At 66.6% G+C, this 21,561-nt stretch carries 26 protein-coding genes; 8 read left to right on the forward strand and 18 right to left on the reverse strand.

Features of this window, described 5'->3' with window-relative positions; genetic code table 11:
• Nucleotides 1-7 precede the first annotated feature (7 nt).
• The 15 genes from ABWV23_RS11615 to fabD all read right to left on the reverse strand — a co-directional run bounded on the left by ABWV23_RS11615 (nucleotide 8) and on the right by fabD (nucleotide 12,662).
• On the reverse strand, nucleotides 8-421 hold the full coding sequence (locus ABWV23_RS11615; protein ID WP_353347853.1) for a DUF3168 domain-containing protein: 414 nt from the start codon (nucleotides 419-421) through the stop codon (nucleotides 8-10).
• Nucleotides 418-756, reverse strand: coding sequence for a phage head closure protein (locus tag ABWV23_RS11620; protein WP_353347855.1), 339 nt, complete (start codon nucleotides 754-756; stop codon nucleotides 418-420). The genes ABWV23_RS11615 and ABWV23_RS11620 overlap by 4 nt, the downstream gene beginning before the upstream one ends.
• Nucleotides 753-1,352, reverse strand: coding sequence for a head-tail connector protein (locus ABWV23_RS11625; protein WP_353347857.1), 600 nt, complete (start codon nucleotides 1,350-1,352; stop codon nucleotides 753-755). Before ABWV23_RS11625 ends, ABWV23_RS11620 begins: the two co-directional genes overlap by 4 nt.
• 173 nt (nucleotides 1,353-1,525) lie before the next feature.
• Complete coding sequence (locus ABWV23_RS11630; protein ID WP_353347859.1) at nucleotides 1,526-2,695, reverse strand: phage major capsid protein; 1,170 nt, start codon at nucleotides 2,693-2,695, stop codon at nucleotides 1,526-1,528.
• Nucleotides 2,692-3,276, reverse strand: coding sequence for an HK97 family phage prohead protease (locus tag ABWV23_RS11635; RefSeq protein ID WP_353347861.1), 585 nt, complete (start codon nucleotides 3,274-3,276; stop codon nucleotides 2,692-2,694). Before ABWV23_RS11635 ends, ABWV23_RS11630 begins: the two co-directional genes overlap by 4 nt.
• 15 nt (nucleotides 3,277-3,291) lie before the next feature.
• Complete coding sequence (locus tag ABWV23_RS11640) at nucleotides 3,292-3,513, reverse strand: GTA head formation protein, RCAP_rcc01685 family (RefSeq protein WP_353347863.1); 222 nt, start codon at nucleotides 3,511-3,513, stop codon at nucleotides 3,292-3,294.
• A complete protein-coding gene (locus tag ABWV23_RS11645; protein WP_353347865.1) occupies nucleotides 3,510-4,703 on the reverse strand; it encodes a phage portal protein in 1,194 nt (397 codons plus the stop codon). Before ABWV23_RS11645 ends, ABWV23_RS11640 begins: the two co-directional genes overlap by 4 nt.
• 394 nt (nucleotides 4,704-5,097) lie before the next feature.
• On the reverse strand, nucleotides 5,098-6,468 hold the full coding sequence (locus ABWV23_RS11650; RefSeq protein WP_353347867.1) for a DNA-packaging protein: 1,371 nt from the start codon (nucleotides 6,466-6,468) through the stop codon (nucleotides 5,098-5,100).
• Nucleotides 6,377-6,721, reverse strand: coding sequence for a hypothetical protein (locus tag ABWV23_RS11655; RefSeq protein WP_353347869.1), 345 nt, complete (start codon nucleotides 6,719-6,721; stop codon nucleotides 6,377-6,379). Before ABWV23_RS11655 ends, ABWV23_RS11650 begins: the two co-directional genes overlap by 92 nt.
• Nucleotides 6,722-6,938: 217 nt before the next feature.
• Nucleotides 6,939-8,099 carry an endolytic transglycosylase MltG gene (mltG, locus tag ABWV23_RS11660; RefSeq protein ID WP_353347871.1) on the reverse strand — a complete coding sequence of 387 codons (1,161 nt, stop codon included), beginning with the start codon at nucleotides 8,097-8,099 and terminating at the stop codon, nucleotides 6,939-6,941.
• Nucleotides 8,099-9,364 carry a beta-ketoacyl-ACP synthase II gene (fabF, locus tag ABWV23_RS11665; RefSeq protein WP_353347873.1) on the reverse strand — a complete coding sequence of 422 codons (1,266 nt, stop codon included), beginning with the start codon at nucleotides 9,362-9,364 and terminating at the stop codon, nucleotides 8,099-8,101. The genes mltG and fabF overlap by 1 nt, the downstream gene beginning before the upstream one ends.
• A gap of 148 nt (nucleotides 9,365-9,512) precedes the next feature.
• Entirely contained in the window at nucleotides 9,513-10,256 is a 744-nt protein-coding gene (locus tag ABWV23_RS11670) for a 1-(5-phosphoribosyl)-5-[(5-phosphoribosylamino)methylideneamino]imidazole-4-carboxamide isomerase (RefSeq protein WP_353347875.1), read from the reverse strand.
• Between the two features lie 235 nt (nucleotides 10,257-10,491).
• Nucleotides 10,492-10,725 carry an acyl carrier protein gene (locus tag ABWV23_RS11675; protein WP_108788894.1) on the reverse strand — a complete coding sequence of 78 codons (234 nt, stop codon included), beginning with the start codon at nucleotides 10,723-10,725 and terminating at the stop codon, nucleotides 10,492-10,494.
• A gap of 210 nt (nucleotides 10,726-10,935) precedes the next feature.
• Nucleotides 10,936-11,673: a 3-oxoacyl-ACP reductase FabG gene (gene fabG, locus ABWV23_RS11680; RefSeq protein ID WP_353347877.1), complete on the reverse strand. Its 738-nt coding sequence runs from the start codon at nucleotides 11,671-11,673 to the stop codon at nucleotides 10,936-10,938.
• Between the two features lie 53 nt (nucleotides 11,674-11,726).
• Nucleotides 11,727-12,662, reverse strand: coding sequence for an ACP S-malonyltransferase (fabD, locus tag ABWV23_RS11685; protein ID WP_353347879.1), 936 nt, complete (start codon nucleotides 12,660-12,662; stop codon nucleotides 11,727-11,729).
• Nucleotides 12,663-12,804: 142 nt separating this feature from the next.
• Between fabD and ABWV23_RS11690 the strand changes: the two genes are divergently transcribed.
• Nucleotides 12,805-14,052 carry a cytochrome b/b6 domain-containing protein gene (locus tag ABWV23_RS11690; RefSeq protein ID WP_353347881.1) on the forward strand — a complete coding sequence of 416 codons (1,248 nt, stop codon included), beginning with the start codon at nucleotides 12,805-12,807 and terminating at the stop codon, nucleotides 14,050-14,052.
• A gap of 81 nt (nucleotides 14,053-14,133) precedes the next feature.
• On the opposite strand, the gene ABWV23_RS11695 is transcribed toward ABWV23_RS11690, so the two are convergent.
• Together ABWV23_RS11695 and ABWV23_RS11700 are read right to left on the reverse strand one after the other, a co-directional pair.
• On the reverse strand, nucleotides 14,134-14,721 hold the full coding sequence (locus ABWV23_RS11695) for a YceI family protein (RefSeq protein WP_353347883.1): 588 nt from the start codon (nucleotides 14,719-14,721) through the stop codon (nucleotides 14,134-14,136).
• Nucleotides 14,722-14,840: 119 nt separating this feature from the next.
• Nucleotides 14,841-15,359, reverse strand: coding sequence for a hypothetical protein (locus tag ABWV23_RS11700; protein WP_353347885.1), 519 nt, complete (start codon nucleotides 15,357-15,359; stop codon nucleotides 14,841-14,843).
• A gap of 250 nt (nucleotides 15,360-15,609) precedes the next feature.
• On the opposite strand from ABWV23_RS11700, the gene rpsF reads away from it, so the two are divergent.
• From rpsF to ABWV23_RS11735, 7 genes are all read left to right on the forward strand, one after another.
• Complete coding sequence (gene rpsF, locus ABWV23_RS11705) at nucleotides 15,610-15,963, forward strand: 30S ribosomal protein S6 (RefSeq protein ID WP_353347887.1); 354 nt, start codon at nucleotides 15,610-15,612, stop codon at nucleotides 15,961-15,963.
• Nucleotides 15,964-15,991: 28 nt separating this feature from the next.
• A complete protein-coding gene (gene rpsR / locus ABWV23_RS11710; RefSeq protein WP_005982441.1) occupies nucleotides 15,992-16,219 on the forward strand; it encodes a 30S ribosomal protein S18 in 228 nt (75 codons plus the stop codon).
• 12 nt (nucleotides 16,220-16,231) lie between these two features.
• Entirely contained in the window at nucleotides 16,232-16,861 is a 630-nt protein-coding gene (rplI, locus tag ABWV23_RS11715) for a 50S ribosomal protein L9 (RefSeq protein WP_353347889.1), read from the forward strand.
• Between the two features lie 173 nt (nucleotides 16,862-17,034).
• Entirely contained in the window at nucleotides 17,035-17,517 is a 483-nt protein-coding gene (locus ABWV23_RS11720; RefSeq protein WP_353347891.1) for a transglycosylase SLT domain-containing protein, read from the forward strand.
• Between the two features lie 105 nt (nucleotides 17,518-17,622).
• Nucleotides 17,623-18,102 carry a helix-turn-helix domain-containing protein gene (locus tag ABWV23_RS11725; protein WP_353347893.1) on the forward strand — a complete coding sequence of 160 codons (480 nt, stop codon included), beginning with the start codon at nucleotides 17,623-17,625 and terminating at the stop codon, nucleotides 18,100-18,102.
• Between the two features lie 51 nt (nucleotides 18,103-18,153).
• The gene (locus ABWV23_RS11730; protein ID WP_353347895.1) at nucleotides 18,154-18,855 is read left to right on the forward strand and encodes an autoinducer binding domain-containing protein; all 702 of its coding nucleotides are present in this window, start codon (nucleotides 18,154-18,156) and stop codon (nucleotides 18,853-18,855) included.
• 152 nt (nucleotides 18,856-19,007) lie between these two features.
• Entirely contained in the window at nucleotides 19,008-19,946 is a 939-nt protein-coding gene (locus ABWV23_RS11735) for an acyl-homoserine-lactone synthase (protein WP_353347897.1), read from the forward strand.
• A gap of 100 nt (nucleotides 19,947-20,046) precedes the next feature.
• Here ABWV23_RS11735 and tig read toward each other — a convergent pair whose 3' ends face one another.
• Nucleotides 20,047-21,381 (reverse strand): trigger factor, encoded by a 1,335-nt coding sequence (gene tig / locus ABWV23_RS11740; RefSeq protein ID WP_353348105.1) that lies wholly within the window; start codon nucleotides 21,379-21,381, stop codon nucleotides 20,047-20,049.
• Nucleotides 21,382-21,561: the final 180 nt, after the last annotated feature.

Raw genomic sequence — 21,561 nt, forward strand, 5'->3', positions numbered from 1 at the left:
GGTCCGCCTATGCGTCTTCGACGCGGGCACGAAATTTCAGGTCGATGCGCCGGATCTGCCCGGCGCTGCCGGTCCGCCGCGCCTGCGCGCGCTCGAACCAGATCCCCACCACGCGGCCCCGGCTCAGCGTCGGCGTCGCATCCACCAGCGCCGCGCACACCGCCGCCGCCGCCGTTTTTGCCGCCGCGAACCCCTGCGCCTCGCTGATCACCGAGACCGTGAACCGGTGCAGCGCCCCGGCGCCGTCCCGGTCCGAGCGGTCACGCACCACTTCGGGTCCGAGGCTGACATAGGTTTCGGGCACCGGCCCGGCCGGCAACCCGTCATGGATCGCGCCACCCACCAGCGCCGTCAGCGCGGCATCCGTGGACAAAAGCTGGTAGACCGCCGCCTGCAACGGCGCCGCCATCGCATAGCTCATGCCGCCACCTCCTCGTCCGCAAAACAGGTCAGGTAGCGCCCCGTCGGCTCCTGCTCGGCCACCGCCCGGATGAGATAGAGCCGCGCCCCGTCGCGAAACCGCTGCTCCGGCGCCGGCCGTTGCGCCGATCCGACCGGCGCGCCACGCACCACGATGCGATAACCCATGGTCGAGACCGGCTCGCCCGCCTGTGACCGCTCACGTCCGCTGCGCGGCCGCACCTCGGCCCAGAGCGTGCCCAGGCTGGCCCAGCTCTCGATCATGCCGCCGGCGCCATCGGGAAGCCGCACCGGCGCCTCCAGCACCAGCCGCCGGCTCAGCACCGGCGCGCTCATCGGGCCGCCCCCGCGCTCAACCGCAGCACGCGGTAGCGTTCGATCAGGCTGCTGACGCCGAACGGCATGCAGCCTGCCGCCAAGGCGGTTTCCTCGCGGTACTCGTAGTAATGCGCCGCCAGCAACAGCACCGCCTGGCCCAGATCGGCCGGCAAGCCGCCCCAATCCGCCGCCATCCCGGCGTACAGCGCGATCCGCGCATGGCCCCCGGTCGGGATCGCGGGCAACAGCGCGCCCGTGGGCCGCAACATCGGCCGCTGCATGTCCTGCTCCAGCCAATAGCGGTCCGCCGCCACCGGGGTTTCCACCGCCTGCGCGGCGACAAGAACCACCCCGGTGACAGCCTGCACCGGCACCACCGGCAGTCGCGCGCCCTCCCGGTCCGGCCAGGCGAACACCCGCCAGCTGAAATCCCGCGCCAACAGGATCTTTCCGGTGCGCGCCTCGATGGCGGCGATGGCCGCGCGCAGAAACCCGGTCAGCAACCCGTCCTGCAGCCCGTCCTCGCCGAACCCGCTGCCCAGCCGCAGATGCGACCGGAACTGCACCACCGGCAGCGCGCCCTCCGCGATCATGGTCTCTTCGCTCAACATCATTCGCCTTCTCCGATGTTCCGGGCCGATGGACCGGCCCCGCTCGGATCGTCCGCACGGACGCGCACCGTGCCCCCGTGTCGCTCGGACGGAGGGGAGCAGCTAGACAACACGGGGGTTATCCCGGTGCGCGCCCGCCACGACGCCGGTTTCCCGGCGCCGCGATCCGGCCCGCGTTACACGGTGCCGAATTTCAGCAGCTTGATCGCGGCGAAATCGCTCACGTCGCCGCCCACGCGCTTGGTGGCGTAGAACAGCACATGCGGCTTGGCGCTGAACGGATCACGCAGCACCCGCAAATCGGGCCGCTCGGCCACGGTATAGCCGGCGCGGAAATCGCCGAAGGCCACCACAAAGGCATCGCTGGCCACGTCGGGCATGTCCTCGGCGATCAGCACCGGATACCCCAGCAGCCGCGCCGGCTCGCCCGCTGCCAGCCCGTCGGACCACAGGAACCGGCCATCGGTATCCTTCATCTTGCGCAACACGCCGGCGGTCCTGGAGTTCATCACGAAACGCGCGTTGGCCCGGTACTGCGCCCCCAGCGCATAGACCAGATCGACCACCGGATCGGCATCCGGCAGGCTTCCGGCGGCGCCCGTGACCACATAGCCAAGCTTGCCCCAGGACCAGGAGGCATTGGCGATCTTGGTATGGGTCAGAAAACCGGTCGGCTTGTCGATGCCGTCGCCGTTGACAAAGGCATCAGCCTCGGCGCGGGCGAATTTCTCGGCGATGCGCCCGGCCAGCCAGCCCTCGATGTCAAAGGCGCTGTCATCCAGCAACCGCTGGCTCGCCTTGGGCAGCGCGCTCAACTCGTGCAGCGCGATGGTAATCCGGTCGATCTGCGGCGTGTCGGTCTCACTGACCGAGCCGCTCTCGGTGGCCCATCCGATGCCGACCTCGCCGTGGTCGATCAGCACGTCGTAAGAGGTCGCCTCCACATGCACCACCGCCGAGATCGAGCGGATCGACGCGGTCGACAACAGTACCGACTGCACCGCCTCCGCCGTCTGCGGATCGACGAGGTAGCCACCGTCGCTGTTGACCGCAGTGGACATCGCCTTGCCCTCCAGCTCCAGCCCGCGCAGCGCATCGTCATCGCCGCTGCGCAGGTAGGCGTTGAACGCCTTGCGGTGGGGGGCGGCGGGCTCAGCCGCCAGGGACAGGGGCGGCCGTACCGCCGGGTGCGATTTCCGATCCAACATGGTCAGTCGCTCTTCCGTTTTTTGAAGTTTCGATTGAATTTCATCGCGAAAACAACTGATTTCACGCACAAAACCCTTAACCTCGCGCATCAGTGACGCCTCCGCTCCGGCCTGGGCCGGACAGCCCGTATCGCTCATTCACTCCTCCTGTTCTCGGGATCGCCATCGGTCGCCCCGCGTCGCGTCAACTCCTGCACGGGCGCTTCGGTCGCCACCTGCTTGGCCGCCACCCGCGCCTCACTCAGCATCGGGAAGGTCACCAGCGACACCTCCCAGAGCTCCAGTTCGGTCAACAGCCGACCGCCCTCGGCCCGCCGTTCCGCCCGCCGGGTGCGATAGCCGATCGACAACCCGTCCAGCGCACCCGCCGTCACCAGTGCCGCCGCCTCGCGCCCCTTCTGCGTACCCTGCAGCAGCCGTCCCTTGACCCAGAGCCCACGCGCATCCTCGCGCAGCTCCTCCCAGACGCCGATCGGCTGGGCCGGATCATGCTGCCACAGGAACTTCACCGTCTGCCCCCGCGCCGCCAACGCCTTGAGCGCCCCCGCATAGGCACCGCTGGCCACCACGTCGCCGCCCTGGTCGGGGCGCCCGAACAGGCTGGCATAGCCCGCGATCTCGGCCTCTCCGCTCACCGCGAGCCCGTCTCCGAACCGCGCGAACTTGGTCTCCAGCCCGGTCTCGATGCCCTGGTACATTCCCATCTCCTCGAATTGCATCCCGCGCCGGCCCTCTCAGCCGCCCGCCGACAGGACCGATTGCAACGCCTGCGCCAGGATCATCGCCACCACCCCGTAAACCGTGAGCCACAGCCGCCGCTCCAGCCGCTCCATCGCCTGTTCCAGCCGTTCCAGCCGGCGGCAGACGTTCTCGTGATGCACCGCGCTCACCCGCTCATGCGCCGCCAGCCGCAACCCCGGCACGCATTCGAACGGCGGCAGATCGGGCCGGGTCACGTATTCGCCCCCGACCGCCCCGGATCGCGTCGCGGCGGCAACCCCAGCAGCGCCCGTTTCTCGTCCTCGCTGAGGAAATCCGCCTTTGCCACCCGGGCCCATTGCGCCTCGCGCTCGGCGGCCAGCGCCGGCACCTGGTCCAGGTCGGGCTTCAGCACCGCCGCCGTGCCACAATGGGGCGCCAGCCACTCCGCCAGCGCCGCCGCCACCCGCGTCGCCAGCGGCAGGACCGTCAGCCGGTAAAAGGCGCGGTTCGCCTCCTGGTAATTGGCATAGGTCGCGTCGCCCGGGATCCCCAGCAGCATCGGCGGCACCCCGAAGGCCAGCGCGATCTCGCGCGCCGCAGCCTCCTTGGTCTGCCGGAACTCCATGTCGCTGGGCGAGAATCCCATCGGCTTCCAGTCCAGCCCGCCCTCCAGCACCATCGGCCGCCCGGCATTGCGCGCGCCGCGATAATTCTCCTCGATCTCCGCCGACAGCCGGCGGAACTGCTCGTCGCCCAAACCGCCCTGCCCGTCACCGCGCCAGACCAGCGCCCCCGAGGGCCGCGCCGCGTTGTCCAGCAACGACTTCGACCAGCGCGAGGCACTGTTGTGCACATCCACCGCCATCGCTGCCGCCTGCATCGGCGCAAAGCCGTAATGATCGTCCTGCGGGTGGTAATTGCGGATATGGCACAGCGGCGGCAGCGGCCCGGTCACGTCGAACCGGTGCTTGCGGGCGCCGACCGCGTATTCATAGGCCGCCGGCCAGCCATCGGCGCCCGGCACCACCCGCATCCGGTCCGCCCGCAACACGTGCAGCTCCTGCGGCAGGGCCTCGCCCGCCACCACCGCCTCGACATAACCATCACCGGTCAGCAACAGCTGCGCGTAAAGCGCCTCGAGCAGTTCCGCCCGCCCCTGCGCCGGGTTGGGCCGCTCGATCAGCTCCAGCAGCGGATGCGTCTCGAACCGCCGCGCCCGGTCCTGCAACACCAGCGGCAGCGCGGCGGCGGCCTCGGCGATCATCTTCACCGCGCGATAGCCCACCGGGTTGCCCATGAACCCGCTGCGCGTCAGAGAGGCCCCGTCGCGCGGGCTCCAGGCGACGCGTCCGGCACTGTGCCAGGCCACCACCGGCCCGGTCGCGCTGGCCTTGCGCTCCGGCGCCTTGCCCGCCGTGTTCCGCCGCAGGAAATCAAATGCCATGTCCCGTTGCTCCTCTGTCCGACCCCGGCGGCCCCCCGCCCGGCTTGGTCGAGGCGGTTATGACAGCGGGTCGGAAACAAGCCGGAAACGCGGCGCGCGCAGCCCGCGCAACAGGGCACATCAGAGCCTGTCGTCTGTCGTCTGTCATCCCCGCGCAAGCGGGGATCTCCCGGCCCGAGGCGCCGAGGCCCCCGTCAAAGCCTGTCATCCCCGCGAAGACACCCCCAGCCCGAGGCGGCCCATTTCTGCTGTCATCCCCGCGAAAGCGAGGACCTTGGGTGACCAAAGACATCGCCCTGCCAATCCGGGCTGTCATCCCCGCGCAAGCGGGGATCTCGTGGCCCGAAGTGCCGCGCAAATTGATCCCCGCTTTCGCATGGGCACGGGCGGCCCCTCACAACACCCGCAGACGCGGCCGCCGGTGTTGCGCCGCCGGCGCGATGATCAATTCGTGCAGCGCCCAGACCAGCGCATCGACCCGGTCGGGCGATCCAGTTCCCTCGAAACCCCGCGCCGTCATCAGCGCCATCTGGTCCTCCAGCGCGTCCAGCCCGGCCAGGTGCCGCACCCGCCCCTGCTCGTAGAGCGCCGCCACCGGCTCGGCCCGCGCGATCTTGCCCCGGCTGGCCCGCACCGCGCGCACCGGCACCAGCGGATCGACCTGGCGCAACACCTCCTCGACCAGTTGACCGCCCTGGTTCACCTCGGCAACCAGCCGTTCGGCGCCGAACTCCTCCATCGCCCGGATCGCCGCCCGCGCCCAGCCCGCCGGCCCGACGCCCCGCACCGTCCGGTCCGCCAGAACCCAGGCCCGCCAGTCCTGTGGCGGCCCCTGCAATTGCGCCCCGGCCACCACGATCCCACAGGCATCCGCATCCGCCCCCGAGGTCACCGCCGGGTCCAGCGCCACGACAACGCGATCCAGCGCCGGCGCCGCCCCGGCCCGGGCCGCCTCCAGCATCTCGCCGGTCCAGAGCGCCCCCTCGGCGTCCGCCAACAAAACCCCGTCCAGCTCCTGCCGACCCAGCCGTGTCCCCGCATAGCGCGCCCGCACCTCCTCGAGGAAGGACGCGGCCAGGTTGGCCCGGTTGGCCTCGGTCGGGGCCTGTGTCACCACCGTCGAGGACGCCGCCAAGAGCGTTTTGAGCACTCCCTGGTTGCGCGGCGTCGTGGTCACGCAGACCTGCGGCCGCCGCCCCAGCCGCAACGCGAATTGCAGCATGTCCCAGGCCTCCTGCGCCTTGGGCCATTTTGCCAGTTCATCGGCCCAGGCGGCATCGAACTGCGGCCCGCGCAACCCGTCGGGGTCCTGCGCCGAGAACGCCTGCGCCTCGGCCCCGTTGGGCCAGACCAGCCGCCGCTCGCTGGCCTTCCAGACCGGTCGCCGGTCCGGTGGCGAACAGGCCAGGATGCCGCTGTCGCCGCGCACCATCACGTCGCGCACCTGGTCATAGGTCTCGCCCAGCAGCGCCACCCGCCGGCAGCGCCCCGGGTCCAGCGGCCGCGCGCCCTCGACCTGCGCCCGCACCCATTCCGCCCCGGCGCGCGTCTTGCCGGCGCCACGACCGCCCAGGATCGCCCAGGCGCGCCACTCCCCCTCCGGGGGCAACTGGTGCGGCAAGGCCCAGAACTCGAACAGGTACGGGAGGGCGCAAAGCCCTCCCTCGCCGATCTCATCGAGGAACCTCTCCCTCACGGCAGCAGGCCCGGAGGCGAGCCAGTCGGCACCCGACCTCAGCCCGGGCAGCCTCAAGATCGAGGGCATATCCCCCTTGCGCGATTCCCGCCTTGCGGTGTTGCTCTTGGACAAAACATTCCTCCACTTTCTGGCAGGACCGGATCACCTGTCCCGCACGTTCCAATTCCTTGCTGCGCGCCGCCACGCTGGCGTCCCCCCCGATCTCGATCTCCTGTTTCAGGGCCTCGGCAATGTCCCTCAACTCCTGAACCGACCGCTTCAGCGACCGCAGCAACGCGGCCGCATCCGAAATCCGTTCCTCCGGGGTAATCAAAATCATGTCTGCTCTTTGACCTCTTGCGCGGGTGAACTCCGCACGAGAGAACGAAAAAACGGCCGTCGGGATGCCCCGCGGCCGTTCGTTCAGTTCTTCTAGCGTGACACAACCTATACGTGAAACCGTGCGTTATGTCAAGATGCAACGCATGAGGACCGCACGCCAAGCGCACGGTCCCCTTAACAATTTCTTGATTTCGGCGGTCCGGATCGCTCCGCCGTCAATCGCCGGAGGTCTGCCGCTCCGCCTCGATCTTGCGCCACTTGGCGACGTTGCGGTTATGCTCTTCCAGCGTGGCCGCAAAGGCATGGCCGCCGCTGCCATCGGCCACGAAGAACACGTAATCGGTTTCCTCGGGCGCCACGGCGGCCTGCAGGCTGGCCAGCCCCGGATTGGCGATGGGGGTCGGCGGCAACCCCTCGATCACATAGGTATTCCAAGGTGTTGCGCGGCGAAGTTCGCTCTGCCGCAACCCCCGGCCCAGCACGCCTTCCCCCTTGGTGACGCCATAGATCACCGTCGGGTCCGTCTGCAGGCGCATACCGCGCTCCAGCCGGTTGATGAACACGCTGGCGACCTGCCCGCGCTCCTCCGGCACCCCGGTTTCCTTTTCGATGATCGAGGCCAGGACCAGCATTTCCTCGGGCGTGTCGAACGGCAGCCCCTCGCTGCGCGCCGCCCAGGTCTCGGCGATGCGCGCTTCCTGAAGCGCCTGCATCTCGGCCAGAAGTGCGGCGCGGTCGCTGCCGCGCGTCACCTCGTAGCTATGCGGGGCCAGCATGCCCTCGGCCGGGCGCGTGCCCACCTCGCCGTTCAGGATCTTGATCGACTCCAGCGCGTCGACGATCTGCCAGCTGGTCACCCCCTCGGCCACCGCGATACGGAACCGGGTATCCGCCTGTTCGCGCTTTTGTACAAAAACCTCGGGAAACTCCCCGGTTTTCAGGTCGAAATCGGCCCGCTCGACAAAGCTCCGCGTCGCCGGATCAAGCTCGCGCACCTCGACCTGCGTCCGGGTCACGCCGACCCGATAAACGATCTCGGTGCCGCAGGTGCTGGCGCCGCCGCGGGTGATCTGATCGACGATCTCTTCCATCGACGCATGTTCGCGCAACAGGAAATTACCGGCCTTCAGATGCTTGGTCTTGTCGCTGTAGCGCGCCCCGATCCGAAAGATCGCGCCGCTGCCGATGGCCCCCTGGTCCTCCAGGTCGCGGCTCACCCGGGACATCGTGCTGCCGCGCTCGACGCGCAGGCAAACCGCCTCGTTCAAGGGCCCCTCGGCCGAGTATTGCCCTTGCCCCCACAGGATCACACCCGCCATCAGGAACAGGACAATCGCAAGGATTGTCAGCATGTTGGAGGCAAGGCTTCGCCACATTACTCAGGCTTTCCGAACAACACGCTCGCATTGGTTCCGCCAAAGCCGAAGCTGTTGGACAGCGCCACGTTGATTTCCCGCTCGCGCTTCTTGTTCGGCGCCAGGTCCACCGGCGAATCCACCGCCGGCTTGTCCAGGTTGATGGTCGGCGGCGCCACCTGGTCGCGGATCGCCAGGATCGAGAAGATCGCCTCGATCGCGCCGGCCGCGCCCAGCAGGTGCCCGGTCATCGACTTGGTCGAGGACATCGTCACCTTGGCCGCCGCGTTGCCCATCAGCCGCTCCACCGCGCCCAGCTCGATGGCATCGGCCATGGTCGAGGTGCCATGCGCGTTGATGTAATCCACATCCCCCGGCTGCAACCCGGCGTTCTTCAACGCCGCCCGCATCGAGCGTTCACCGCCCTCGCCATCCGACGACGGCGCGGTGATGTGATAGGCGTCGCCCGACATCCCATAGCCCAGCACCTCGGCATAGATCTTGGCGCCGCGCGCCTTGGCGTGCTCGTATTCCTCGAGCACCACGACACCGGCGCCCTCGCCCATGACGAACCCGTCGCGATCCTCGTCATAGGGGCGGCTGGCCGCCTGCGGATTGTCGCCGTATTTCGTCGATAGCGCCTTGCAGGCATTGAACCCGGCGATGCCGATCTCGCTGATGGCCGCCTCGGCGCCGCCGGCGATCATCACGTCGGCGTCGCCATAGCGGATCAGGCGGCTGGCGTCGCCGATGGCATGCGCCCCGGTGGAACAGGCCGTGACCACCGCGTGGTTCGGTCCCTTGAACCCGAACCGGATGCTGACCTGGCCCGAGATCAGGTTGATCAACGCCCCGGGAATGAAAAAGGGCGACACCCGGCGCGGCCCGCGTTCCTTGATCAGCACAGCGGTATCGGCGATGGAGTTCAGCCCGCCGATCCCCGATCCGATCATCACGCCGGTGCGTTCGCGGCTTTCTTCGTCCTCCGGCAGCCAGCCGGCATCATGCACCGCCATGTCGGCTGCTGCGACGCCGTAAAGGATGAAGTCGTCGACCTTGCGCCGTTCCTTCGGCGCCATCCAGTCATCGGGATTGAACGTGCCGTCACTGCCATCCCCGACAGGGACCTCGCAGGCGTAGGTCGTGGTCACTCCGCTGGCGACGGCATCGAACCGGGTGATCGGTCCGGCCCCGCTCTGTCCCGCCAAAAGCCGCGACCAGCTTTCCTCGACTCCGCAGGCCAGCGGCGTCACCAATCCCAGCCCGGTTACAACGACTCTGCGCATGAACAACCCTCTTGCCTCTTTCCGCTTGAAAACCGCTCTTACCGCGCCCTTGGGGATGGGGGCAAGAGTAACGGCGCCCTCTGTGCCCCTCCCCGGCGATACTCGGCGGATTAACCCGGCCGTCGGGGCCGGTTGCCGCACGGTTGCGTTACTGGAACTCGGCCACCGGTTCCGGACCGGGCTGTGCCACCGCCAGGGCCTCGGCCAGGTCCAGCGTCTTGCGAAACAGCGCCCGGCCCACCAGCACACCGGCGATATCCGGAATGTACTTCAACCGGGCGATGTCGTCCGCGTTGCGCACGACGCCGCTGGCGATCACCGGGGCGCGGGCCTTGTCCGCCAAGCCCGCGATCAGGCCGAGCTGCGCCTCGACCTCCTCCATGTCGCTGTCCACATCCGTGATCACGATCCCGGCAAAGGGCGCATCGCCAAACGCCTCGATATAGCCCTCGGGGGTCAGGGCGCTGGCCGTGCGCCAGCCTTCGGTCATGACCTGCCCCTGCCAGACATCGACCGACAGCACGATCTGGTCGGGGTGATACTTGGCCAGTTCCTTGACCGCCTCGGGGTCCTGAGCGGCCCAGGTGCCGATCACGATCCGCCCCGCGCCCTTGTCGATCCAGCGTTCGGCCACCTCGCGGCTGCGCATGCCGCCGCCCAGTTGCACCGGGATACCCGCGGCGCGGATGATCTCCTCGACCAGCTCGGCGTTGCCACCACCGCCCTCGACCGCGTCGAAATCGGTCAGATGCATCCATTGGGCCCCCGCTGCGGCAAAGCCGCGCGCGGTCTCGACCGGGTCCACATGCCAGATCATCGGGGCGTCCAGACGCCCCCGGTCCAGCGTGACACAGTGCCCGTTCTGCAATTCCATCGTCGGGTAAATGATCATCGGTTCCCCCCCTCTCGCACACCGGCTCCCCGGTTTTCGCACCTTAGCCGGTGCGTACGACCGCGATCGCACGCTTTCGGCATCGCGCAGGTCGTTTGCGGCACCATGCACCGCATTGACCCCTCCCGCGCCTCGCCCCGGGGCGGGCCGATCATACAACATCATGCCGGAAACGCGAAACGGCGCCCCCTTGGGGACGCCGTTTCAAAATCGGTCGGGGAAACCTGCCCCGGGATCAGGACGCTTCCGTGATGAACTTCACCGCGTCGCCGAAGGTCTGGATGGTCTCGGCAGCGTCGTCCGGGATCTCGATGCCGAACTCTTCTTCGAAGGCCATGACCAGCTCGACGGTGTCCAGGCTGTCGGCCCCGAGATCGTCGATGAACGAGGCGCTCTCGGTGACCTTGTCCTCTTCAACACCCAGGTGCTCCACAACGATCTTCTTAACGCGATCTGCGACGTCGCTCATGTCTCTTCCTCATTCCGTTCGAGGCCGGTGGCCCCAGATTTTGCCCTTGCCCGCTCGGGGTGGCTTGGTTGTGCCCGATCAGGGCGGCTTGATCCCGGAAACCCGGGAATGGCAGGGGCCGGCCATGCGTGGCCGCTGCCTCAATTGTGCGCCGCCTATAGCATAGTCCGGCGCGATGGCAAACGCTTTCGCCGTGTCACGAAAGCCTGCCTACAGCATGGCCATCCCGCCGTTCACATGCAAGGTCGCACCGGTGACATATGCGGCCTCCGGGCTGGCAAGATAGAGGACAGCTGCAGCAATCTCGTCGGGCGCGCCCATCCGGCCGGCGGGGATCTGGGCGTTGATCTTGGATTTCTGGTCGTCGGTCAGCTTTTCGGTCATCGCCGTGGCGATGAACCCGGGCGCCACCGCATTGACGGTGATTCCCCGGCTGGCCACCTCGTAGGCGAGCGATTTCGACATCCCGATCACGCCTGCCTTGGAGGCAGCGTAATTGCCCTGGCCCGGGTTGCCGGTGGCCCCCACGACCGAGCTGATGTTCACGATCCGGCCCCAGCGCGCCTTCATCATGCCGCGCAGCACACCCTTGCACAGCTTGAAGGTGGCGGTGAGGTTGACGTCGAGCACGCTCTGCCATTCGTCGTCCGACATCCGCATGAACAGGTTGTCACGGGTGATTCCGGCGTTGTTGACCAGGATATCAACCCCGCCCATCGCCTCGATCGCCTGTTTCGGCAGCGCCTCGACCGCCGCCGCGTCGCCCAGATTGCAGGGCAGAACATGGGCACGCCCGCCCAGTTCCGCGGCCAGCGACTCCAGCGGTTCGACCCGCGTGCCCGAAAGCCCCACGGTCGCGCCCCGGGCGTGCAGCGCCTTGGCAATGGCACCGCCGATGCCCCCCGATGCGCCGGTGATCAGCGCCGTCTTTCCCGTCAAATCGAACATCGTTCGGTTCCTTTCTGCTTGCGCGAGCCTGCCGTCGCAGGCCCCGCCTCGATTCACATGCTTTCGACAGCGGCCTTCACGTCATCCGGCGTGCCCACGGCCTTGCCGGCGATCGAACGGTCGATCTTACGGATCATGCCCGACAGCGCCTTGCCGGCACCGATCTCCCAAGTTTCGGTGACGCCCTGGGCGGCCATGTACTGCACGCTTTCGCGCCAGCGCACCGATCCGGTGACCTGTTCGACCAGCAGCGCGCGGATCATGTCGGGATCGCTCACCGCCTCGGCGCGCACGTTGGCCACCAGCGGCACGGTGGGGGCCTTGATCTCGACGCCGGCCAGCGCCTCGGCCATCACGTCGGCGGCGGGCTGCATCAGGGCACAGTGGAACGGTGCGCTCACCGGCAGCATGATGGCGCGCTTGGCGCCCTTGTCCTTGGCGATCACGGCGGCACGCTCGACCGCGGCCTTGCTACCCGAGACCACCACCTGGGTGGGATCGTTGTCATTGGCGGCCTGGCAAACCTCGCCCTGGGCGGCCTCCTCGGCCACGGCACGCACCGCGTCCAGGTCGAGCCCGAGGATGGCGGCCATCGCCCCCTCGCCCACCGGCACCGCCGATTGCATCGCCTGTCCCCGGGTGCGCAGCAGCCGCGCAGTGTCGGTCAGGCTGATCGCGCCGGCGGCGCAAAGCGCAGAGTATTCGCCCAGCGAATGGCCGGCGACAAAGGCGGCGGCATCCATCGAGACGCCCTGGGCCTCGAGCGCCCGCATCGCGGCCAGCGAGGTAGCCATCAACGCCGGCTGCGCGTTCTGGGTCAGGGTCAGCGTTTCGATGTCCCCCTCCCAGATCAGCGCGCTGAGCGCCTCGCCCAGTGCCGCGTCAACCTCGTCAAAGACCGCTTTCGCGGCCGGATAGGCCTCGGCCAGCGCCTGGCCCATTCCGATGGTCTGCGCCCCCTGCCCGGGGAATACGAACGCCCTGCTCATGCCGTCCTCCTGCTTGCATTCGGGTCCGGAATAGACCGCCGCGCGGCTCTGTGCAATGGCGCGCCGGGGCTGTGCCCTCCTGCCCGTTGTCCGTACCGCGTCCCCGCATAATCTGGGGCGATTGCAATTTGGAGCGCCCCCGATGCCCCCGATCAACCACCTGTCCAATACCGCCAAAAGCTATGGCGCCGTCACCAAGACGTTTCACTGGCTGACCGCGTTGCTGATCCTCACCGCGCTGCCGCTGGGCTGGATCGCCAGCACCCTGGCGCATCAGGTCAGCGACCCGGCCAGCACCGCCAGCGACGGCGCGGTGGCGCGTGCGGCGCTGCTGTTCTCGCTGCACAAGACGGTGGGCGTCGCAATGTTCTTCACTGCGTTGGCGCGTATCCTCTGGACAGTGTCGCAAGAGCGTCCCGGGTTGCTCAACGGGGACAACCGGCTGGAGGCGACGGCAGCCGAACTGGTGCACTGGCTTCTATACGGCGCGCTGGTGCTGGTACCGCTCTCGGGCTGGGTCCATCACGCCGCCACCACCGGGTTCGCACCGATTCTCTGGCCTTTTGGCCAGTCGCTGCCCTTCGTGCCGAAAAGCGGGGCGGTAGCCGAGGTCGCGGGCACCCTCCATTACTTCGCCATGCTGGTGCTGAGCGCCGCGCTGCTGGCCCATGTGGCGGGCGCGCTCAAGCATGTCCTGATCGACCGGGATTACACCCTGCAACGCATGCTGCCTGGGTTCGGCGCCGGGCCGCAGCCCCCCGTCGCGCGCCATGCCGCCCTGCCGCCGGTTCTGGCCGGCCTGATCTGGATCGCCGCGCTTGGCCTTGGCGGCTGGAGCGGTTTGGCCGCCTTGCGCGACAGGGGCCCGCAAACCGCGGCGCTCGAACAGGTCGCCTCCGACTGGCAGGTGCAAGCGGGCGCGCTGGAGATCACCGTTCAACAGATGGGCAGCGCGGTCACCGGGCAATTCGCCGACTGGACCGCCGCGATTTCCTTTGACGAGCGCGACACCCCTGGCCCCGCCGGATCGGTCGAGGTGCAGATGTCCATCCCCTCGCTCACGCTCGGCTCGGTCACGGCGCAGGCGATGGGCCCCGATTTCTTCGACGCCGAACGCTTTCCCCGCGCCGTGTTCCGTGGCGAGATCCTGCGCACCAAGGATGGCTATGAGGCACGCGGCCCGCTGAACCTGAAAGGGATCGAGACGGAGATCGTGCTGCCCTTCACGCTGGAGATCGAAGGCGAAACCGCGCGGATGAGCGGCGCGCTCACGCTCGATCGGCTGGCTTTTGCCATCGGTGAGGGGATGGCCGACGACAAGTCGCTCGGGCACGCGGTGGTGGTATCGGTTGACCTGACGGCAAAGCGCGCGGCCCGGCCGTCATCGTGACGCAACAGGCAACCTCACGACACGAAAAAGCCGCCGGCGCCCGATGCACCGGCGGCTCGCTTTCACCTGATCGGATGGCGGTTACTCGGCCTTCATCGCCTCGACCGACAGCTCGACGGCGACCTCGTCACTGATGTAGGGGGCGAACTTGCCCAGGTTGAAATCGCTGCGCATCAGCGTCGTGGTGGCGCTGAACCCGGCCCAGGGTTTGCCCGCCATCGGGTGATCGCCGACCTGGTTCAGCACCGCGTCCAGCACCACCGGCTTGGTCACCCCGTTCAGGGTCAGATCGCCGGTGATCCTGGCGGTGGTGTCGCCGGTCACCTCGATCCCGGTCGAAGAAAAGCTGACGACATCCTCGTCGTTGGCGCCAAAGAAATCCGGCGACATGAAGTGATCGAACCGCGCCTGCCAGCCGGTCAGCATCGAGGATTCGGGCATCGAGACCGAAACGCTGGACTTGGCCGGATCCTCCTGGTCGAACATGATCTCGCCTTCGAAGCCTGAGAACATGCCATAGCCGGTGGAAAAGCCGAGGTGGTTGTAACTGAAGACGATCTGGCTGTGGCTGGCGTCCAGCACGTATTTCTCGGGCGCGGCAAAGGCCGCGGTGGTGGTTGCTGCGGTCACGGCAGTCGCCATGGCGGCGGCAAGCAAGGCGGTTTTCATCCCATTCTCTCCGATTTGTTTTTCGGTTTCAGATGGGCTTCAGATTGCCGTTGCGCCGACCGCGAACAAGGCCGCAAAATCCAACAGCCCCTGTGATCAGGCGAACAGCCGCGCCCGCCTCAGTTGCAGATATTCACCAACTGGCGCAGCTGGCTTTCCAACGCCGTGCGCCGCGCCGGGTCCGTCACCCGCAGCCCGATCAGCAATCGCCCGTCGAAATCATACAACTCCACCCGGTTGCCCCGGAACTGCGCCCGACCAAGGCTGTCATAGCCACGGCGCAGCACCACATGCGGCTGGCCATCACCGGATTTGACCAGCACCCGCAACTCTCGCCGGATCGGATCAAAGCAGACCTCGGGCACGTTTTCGGCGTGATGGAACATCACCAGCGCGACGCCGCAGAACAGAAAGAAAAGCGATGCGCCCAGCTTTATCAGGACCAGGTCCGCCTCCACGGTGCTGCCGGGCAGACCCCACATCGCCGCCGCCACCAGGATCAGAAAGGTCCCGATGAAACGAAAGAACACCGGCACCACCGCGAACCGTGGCCCGAACGCCACATGTACCGGGGTACCGCTACCCGCATAGGCCGCCGGTCCCGGCGACCCCAAACCCGCATGATCCAAATTTGCCATCTCAGCAGCTCGTCCTGGCGTATCGCCCCCATTGCCCATTTCCTGCCCGAAATGCGTCAGGATTACGGCGAGGCGATGAAATTCGCCGGGCAGCCCGGCGCGGGAGCAAGCGCACTTGCCCGCCGGGCTGAAACGTGTATACGGGGCCATCCTTCGCACCACGAAGCTAACCGCGCAGTCTCTCGTGGCGGGGCCGCGAAGGGATATGGCCCCACCTATGAAATGCGCCTTGACAGAAACAGGAGAGCACATGCCTTTTTACGAGCATGTCATGATCGCGCGTCAGGACTTGTCCAACACGCAAGCCGAAAGCCTCGTCGAGCATTTCGGCACCGTCCTCGCCGACAACGGCGGCAAACTCGTGGATAGCGAGTACTGGGGCGTCAAGACGATGGCCTACAAGATCAACAAGAACCGCAAGGGCCACTACGCCTTTCTGAGAACCGACGCGCCCGCGCCGGCGGTCCAGGAGATGGAACGCCTGATGCGCCTGCACGACGACGTGATGCGGGTTCTGACCATCAAGGTCGACGAGCACGCCGAAGGCCCGTCGATCCAGATGCAGAAGCGCGACGAGCGCGACAACCGCCGCGAACGCCGCTGACACCCGTCACAAGAAAGGACGCTAAGACATGGCCGCAAAACCGTTTTTCCGCCGCCGCAAGGTCTGCCCCTTCTCGGGCGACAATGCACCCAAGATCGACTACAAGGACACCCGCCTGCTGCAACGCTACATCAGCGAACGCGGCAAGATCGTGCCCTCGCGCATCACCGCCGTCTCGGCCAAGAAGCAGCGTGAACTGGCCCGTGCGATCAAGCGCGCCCGCTTCCTCGCCCTGCTGCCCTACGCCGTGAAGTAAGGAGAAAGCCTGATGCAAGTTATCCTTCTGGAACGCGTGGCCAAGCTGGGCCAGATGGGCGACGTCGTCGACGTCAAGCCCGGCTTTGCCCGCAACTTCCTGCTGCTGCAGGGCAAGGCGCTGACCGCGTCGAAAGAGAACATCGCCTCTTTCGAAGCGCAGAAAGCCCAGCTCGAGGCACGCAACCTCGAAACCAAGAAAGAAGCCGAGGATCTGGCCGGCCGCTTGGGCGGTCAGCAATTCGTGCTGATTCGCCAGGCCTCTGACGGCGGCAACCTCTACGGGTCGGTCACCACCCGTGACGCCGCCGACGTGGCCACCGAGGAAGGCTTCAGCCTCGATCGCAAGCAGGTCATCATCCGCCAGCCGATCAAGACGCTGGGCCTGCACGAGGTCGAGGTGCACCTGCACCCCGAGGTCATGGTCACCATCGCGCTGAACGTCGCCCGCTCGCCCGAAGAGGCCGAGCTTCAGGCGTCGGGCAAGTCGATCCAGGAACTGGCCGCCGAAGAAGAGGCGCAGGCCGAGTTCGAGATCTCCGAACTGTTCGACGACATCGGCAGCGCCGCGTCGGACGACGACGATCTGGGCGACCGCCCCCAGGAAGAGGCCGCCCCCGAAGGCGACGAATCCGCCTCCTGATCCTGGCCACGACCACATTCAGGGGCCGCGCGGGCATCGCGCGGCCCTTTTTCGTTGCGAGCCGCGCACGTCGCGGCCCTTGCCGGTGGCAATTCGCCGCCCAGCCCCAACCGCCACCTTCTTGCTGCCACGCAGCCGATGTAGACTGCGCCAAAGCAAATCGCAGGTATCCCATGACCGATCCCACGCGCCGACGTGCGCTGTTTCTCCTCTCCGCCCCGCTGCTGGTCGCCGCCTGCGGCGGACAGCGCGTTCATCGTTCCAGCCGGAACGCCCCCTTCGATCCGCCCCTCTACCCGAACGAAACGCCGGAGTTGCGGCGGCTCATCAACAAGTGGGCCGACCATTACGAGGTGCCCCGCGCGCTGGTGCACCGGGTTGTGATCCGCGAAAGCACCCATCGCCCCTGGGCGCGCAACGGCCCTTATTACGGGTTGATGCAGATCCTCCCCAACACCGCCCGCGGCATGGGATTCCGGGGGAGCGCCGATCAACTTCTGGATGCCGACACCAACCTGAAATACGCGGTAAAATACCTGCGCGGCGCCTGGCTTGTTTCGGACGGCAGCTATGACAAGGCCGTGAGCTGGTACGCGCGCGGCTACTACTACGAGGCCAAGCGCCGGGGCATGCTCAAGGAGACCGGGTTGATCTGACCCGGCCTCGCCGCCTTGCTTGCACCGCTCCACCCGTTGCTACCCTGAGGTGATTACAATTGCCTCGCAGCCTTCTTTCGGGCACAAAGATTAACATAAAAATTTGTGACGGTGTTTGCGTTGGTATTGGTGAATCCGCCAGTCGCACCTGATCTGACGGGGTGGAAAGGCAATAGGTGTTTCATGAATGAGATTGACGTTTTTGTCGGCAACCGGATCCGCGCGCGGCGTTTTGCCCTCGGGATCAGCCAATCGGAACTTGGCGCGGCGATCGGCGTGCGGTTCCAACAGATCCAGAAATACGAAACCGGCGCCAACCGGGTCAGCGCCTCACGGCTTTGGGCCGTGGCCGAGAAACTGGGCGTTGAGATCGAGTATTTCTTTCAGGGGATCCGCACGGATCGGGACAGCGACGGCATCGGCGGCAAGCCGGAAAACAAGATGGCGTTCCTGTCCGACCAGGAGTCGATCCAGATGATGGAGATGTTTCATCAACTCCCAAGCGCGCAGCGCAGCGCGGTACTGGCAATTGTCAGGTCAATGTCCGAAACTCCGGTTGGACAGAATCTGCGGATGGCGACCTGAGGCAGGTGCGCGGTCCGTCCCAACCGGGCGCCCCCCGAAGGAGAGCCGGACTTGAACCTGATCGACCTGAGCACGGTCCCTGACACGGACGACAATTTCACGTCCTTTCTGAACGACCTGTGCCGCGAACTCGGGTTCGACTATGCCTCCTACGCGACCTCGCACCCGATCACCGGGGACGTTCAGGGATATGCCAATTACCCCGACGAATGGAAACTGCACTATGGCCGGCGCGGCATGCACCGGGTCGACCCGACCCTTTACCTGTCGGCCCGAAGCATCGCCCCGGTCGACTGGACACGCTTTACCGACCACCCGCATTTCCACGACGTGTTCTTTGACGCCCATGACTTCGGCATCTCCAACCGCGGCCTGACGGTGCCGGTGCGCGGCCCCCACGGCGAATGCGGGTTGCTCAGCGTCACCCGCGACTGCCGCGACCAGGATTGGAAAAAGCACAAGCGCGACGTCATCGGCGACCTGCAATTCGCCGCCGTGCACCTGCATGACAACGTGATGCGCTCCGGCGTGCTGCAGCAGGCATTGAACCGCCCGCGGCTGTCCTCGCGCGAGTTGCAGATCCTGCAATGGGTCGCCGCCGGCAAGAGCCAGCAGGACATCGGCGACATCCTGTCGATCTCACACCGCACCGTCGAGGTGCACCTGCGTTCCAGCCGCGAAAAGCTCAGCGCCCTGACCACCGCGCAGGCCATCGGCCGGGCGATCGGCCTCGGGTTGATCTACCCCGGCTAAGGCCACCCCCTGCCCCCTCACCGTACACCCTGACGGCGAATTCAACCGCCGGACCACCCGTGCGCGCCCTGCGAGACTACGGGAAATCCCTAATAGGCGCAGTCATCCTTATGGATAACCATGCGTTAACGTGACGACGGATGGGGATGGACATGATCATAGTGATAGACGCACTCAACCGACACAGGTTCAAAGGGCTTCTGGACGAGATGCACAGGCTCAGGGCGCGTGTCTTTTGCGACCGGCTCGGATGGGACGTGATGGTGCGCAACGGCCGCGAGGTCGACGAGTTCGACGCGCTCGATCCCGCGCATGTGGTCTGTCTCGACGCCGATGGGGATGTGGTCGGCTGCATGCGCCTATTGCAAACGACGGGTCCACACATGCTGGCCGATGTCTTTCATGGCTTGCTGGACGGTGAACCGCCCCTTCGCAGTTCGCGGATCTGGGAGGCCACGAGGTTCTGCGTCGACACCAAAAAGCTGAACGGTGGCAAGACCCGGAATTCGATCTCCTACGTGACCAGCGAGGTGATGATCGCGGCCTTTGAATACGCCCGAGAGGCCGGGGTTCTGGACGCCGTGGCGGTGATCGACCCGGTGATGAACCGGGTCATGTGCCGGTCGGCCAACGCGCCCTACGATTACCTTGGCACGCCGAAACCGATGGGCAAGGTCACCGCGATGGCGGCGCTGATGGATTGCTCGGAAGAGCGCATTCAGGCCATTCGTGACTTTGCCGATATCCGCCACGACGTGTTCCTGACCGAAGACGAGGCGGAGGCGCTGTTCCGATCCAACCGAGAGGCTCCGGCACAGCGAACCGCGCCCCCTGCCCCATTCCCCGAATCCAAGACCGAAAAGGCGGACCAGATGCCCAAGCTCCCCCGTGCCCCCCATAGCAATGCGCTGCAGCAGTATTGCTACGAGCAGGTCCTCAACGCCAAGTCGCAATCTGACGTCGACGCGGCGCAGGCCCTGATCGAGGCGCTATCGGACGCGCTTGGCACGACCAGCGCCGCCGAGCTGGCCCGCCTGGCACGCGTCGAGGCACAGGCGACGCGGAAATCGGTCCTGGTCGCCGCGAAATAGTCTGGACGCTTGCCCGGGCGGCGCCCTTGCATCCTGAGGTCGCAAACGAAAACGGACCGCCCACCGGGCGGCCCGCTGCATTTCACCGCAGTGAAACGGATCAGTCTTCGTCTTCCATCTCTTCGACGGCCTTTTGCAGATCGTCCTTGGAGACCTCTTTCTCGGTGACCGAGGCCAGTTCGCAGACGTAGTCGACGACCTTGTCCTCGAAGATCGGCGCGCGCAGTTGCTGCTGCATCTGCTGGTTCTGCTGCACGAACTCGAAGAACTGGCGTTCTTGGCCCGGATACTGACGAGCCTGGTTCATGATCGCCTGCGTCATCTCGGCGTCGGTCACCTCTACCTCGGCCTTCTGGCCCAGCTCGGCCAGCAACAGGCCAAGGCGCACGCGGCGCTCGGCCAGGGCTTTGTGCTCGTCAGTCGGCTCGACCTCGCCGTGATCGTGACCGTGATCGTCCGGGTGCTCCTCGTGATAGAGCTGGTGCGCGATCTGCTTGGCCTCGGCCTCGACCAGGCTCGGCGGCAGCTCGAACTTGACCATCCCGTCCAGCGTATCCAGCAGACCGCGCTTGAGCACGGCGCGGGCGGCACCGGCGTATTCGGCCTCCAGCCGCTCGCCGATCTGCGCCTTCAGCCCGGCGAGATCCTCGGCGCCGAACTTCTTGGCCAGCTCATCGTCGATCTCGGCGGCGACCGGTTCCTTCACCTCCTTGATGGTGCAGGAGAACACGGCTTCCTTGCCGGCCAGATGCTCGGCCTGGTAATCCTCGGGGAAGGAAACGGTCACGTCCTTTTCCTCACCCGCCTTGACGCCGGCAAGTTGCTCTTCGAAACCCGGGATGAACTGACCGGAGCCCAGCACCAGCGGGTAATCCTCGGCCGAGCCCCCCTCGAAGGCCTCGCCGTCGACCTTGCCGACGAAATCGAACACGACCTGGTCGCCGTCCTGCGCCGCGGCGCCCTCTTCGCGGGCGTTGAAGTCCTGCGCGGTTTCGGCCAGGCTGCTCAGCGCCTCGTCGATGGCGGCGTCGTCGGCCTTGACCACCATGCGCTCCAAGCTGACCGAGGCCAGGTCCACTTCGGGGATTTCAGGCAGTTTTTCGTACGACATCTCGACCAGGACATCGTCGCCCTCTTTCCAATCCTCGTTGGTCATCTTGACCTCGGGCTGGAGCGCCGGGCGATCGCCGCTGTCCTCGAAATGCTTGTTCATTGCGCCGTCAACGGCTTCCTGCATGGCCTCGCCCATCAGGCGCGGGCCGAACTGCTTTTTCAGCAGCGCCATCGGGACCTTGCCCTTGCGAAAGCCCTTCATCTCGACCTCGGGCTGAGCCTCGGCCAGTTTCTCGTTGATCTTGTCGTCCAGTTCCTGTGCCGTAAGCATCAGCTTGTACGCGCGCTTCAGACCTTCGTTCAGCGTCTCGGTGACCTGCATCATATTCCCCATAGAGTCGATAGCGCGCGAAAACGGCGCGCGCGGCAAATTTGTGGCCTTCTATTTGCCCTCGCCCGGCTGTGCAAGGGCCATTGCGGAAACACCGGCGGAAACCCACCCTGTCCCATACACGAAAAACAGCCCGCCGCCGAAGCGGCGAGCTGCCTGATCGGTCCGAGG

The organism is Aquicoccus sp. SU-CL01552 (genome assembly GCF_040365005.1).
Lineage (GTDB): Bacteria > Pseudomonadota > Alphaproteobacteria > Rhodobacterales > Rhodobacteraceae > Antarcticimicrobium.

Bases quoted from the DNA above. Each gene is read 5' to 3' on its own strand.
- tig (WP_353348105.1), bottom strand. From the start codon at position 21,381: ATGCAGGTCACCGAGACGCTGAACGAAGGTCTGAAGCGCGCGTACAAG.
- ABWV23_RS11615 (WP_353347853.1), bottom strand. From the start codon at position 421: ATGAGCTATGCGATGGCGGCGCCGTTGCAGGCGGCGGTCTACCAGCTT.
- fabG (WP_353347877.1), bottom strand. From the start codon at position 11,673: ATGTTCGATTTGACGGGAAAGACGGCGCTGATCACCGGCGCATCGGGG.
- ABWV23_RS11655 (WP_353347869.1), bottom strand. From the start codon at position 6,721: ATGATTTTGATTACCCCGGAGGAACGGATTTCGGATGCGGCCGCGTTG.
- ABWV23_RS11670 (WP_353347875.1), bottom strand. From the start codon at position 10,256: ATGATCATTTACCCGACGATGGAATTGCAGAACGGGCACTGTGTCACG.
- ABWV23_RS11620 (WP_353347855.1), bottom strand. From the start codon at position 756: ATGAGCGCGCCGGTGCTGAGCCGGCGGCTGGTGCTGGAGGCGCCGGTG.
- ABWV23_RS11700 (WP_353347885.1), bottom strand. From the start codon at position 15,359: ATGGCAAATTTGGATCATGCGGGTTTGGGGTCGCCGGGACCGGCGGCC.
- ABWV23_RS11695 (WP_353347883.1), bottom strand. From the start codon at position 14,721: ATGAAAACCGCCTTGCTTGCCGCCGCCATGGCGACTGCCGTGACCGCA.
- rplI (WP_353347889.1), top strand. From the start codon at position 16,232: ATGCAAGTTATCCTTCTGGAACGCGTGGCCAAGCTGGGCCAGATGGGC.
- rpsF (WP_353347887.1), top strand. From the start codon at position 15,610: ATGCCTTTTTACGAGCATGTCATGATCGCGCGTCAGGACTTGTCCAAC.
- ABWV23_RS11635 (WP_353347861.1), bottom strand. From the start codon at position 3,276: ATGCAATTCGAGGAGATGGGAATGTACCAGGGCATCGAGACCGGGCTG.
- mltG (WP_353347871.1), bottom strand. From the start codon at position 8,099: ATGTGGCGAAGCCTTGCCTCCAACATGCTGACAATCCTTGCGATTGTC.
- ABWV23_RS11645 (WP_353347865.1), bottom strand. From the start codon at position 4,703: ATGGCATTTGATTTCCTGCGGCGGAACACGGCGGGCAAGGCGCCGGAG.
- ABWV23_RS11720 (WP_353347891.1), top strand. From the start codon at position 17,035: ATGACCGATCCCACGCGCCGACGTGCGCTGTTTCTCCTCTCCGCCCCG.
- ABWV23_RS11675 (WP_108788894.1), bottom strand. From the start codon at position 10,725: ATGAGCGACGTCGCAGATCGCGTTAAGAAGATCGTTGTGGAGCACCTG.
- rpsR (WP_005982441.1), top strand. From the start codon at position 15,992: ATGGCCGCAAAACCGTTTTTCCGCCGCCGCAAGGTCTGCCCCTTCTCG.
- fabF (WP_353347873.1), bottom strand. From the start codon at position 9,364: ATGCGCAGAGTCGTTGTAACCGGGCTGGGATTGGTGACGCCGCTGGCC.
- ABWV23_RS11650 (WP_353347867.1), bottom strand. From the start codon at position 6,468: ATGCCCTCGATCTTGAGGCTGCCCGGGCTGAGGTCGGGTGCCGACTGG.
- ABWV23_RS11735 (WP_353347897.1), top strand. From the start codon at position 19,008: ATGATCATAGTGATAGACGCACTCAACCGACACAGGTTCAAAGGGCTT.
- fabD (WP_353347879.1), bottom strand. From the start codon at position 12,662: ATGAGCAGGGCGTTCGTATTCCCCGGGCAGGGGGCGCAGACCATCGGA.
- ABWV23_RS11630 (WP_353347859.1), bottom strand. From the start codon at position 2,695: ATGAGCGATACGGGCTGTCCGGCCCAGGCCGGAGCGGAGGCGTCACTG.
- ABWV23_RS11690 (WP_353347881.1), top strand. From the start codon at position 12,805: ATGCCCCCGATCAACCACCTGTCCAATACCGCCAAAAGCTATGGCGCC.
- ABWV23_RS11625 (WP_353347857.1), bottom strand. From the start codon at position 1,352: ATGATGTTGAGCGAAGAGACCATGATCGCGGAGGGCGCGCTGCCGGTG.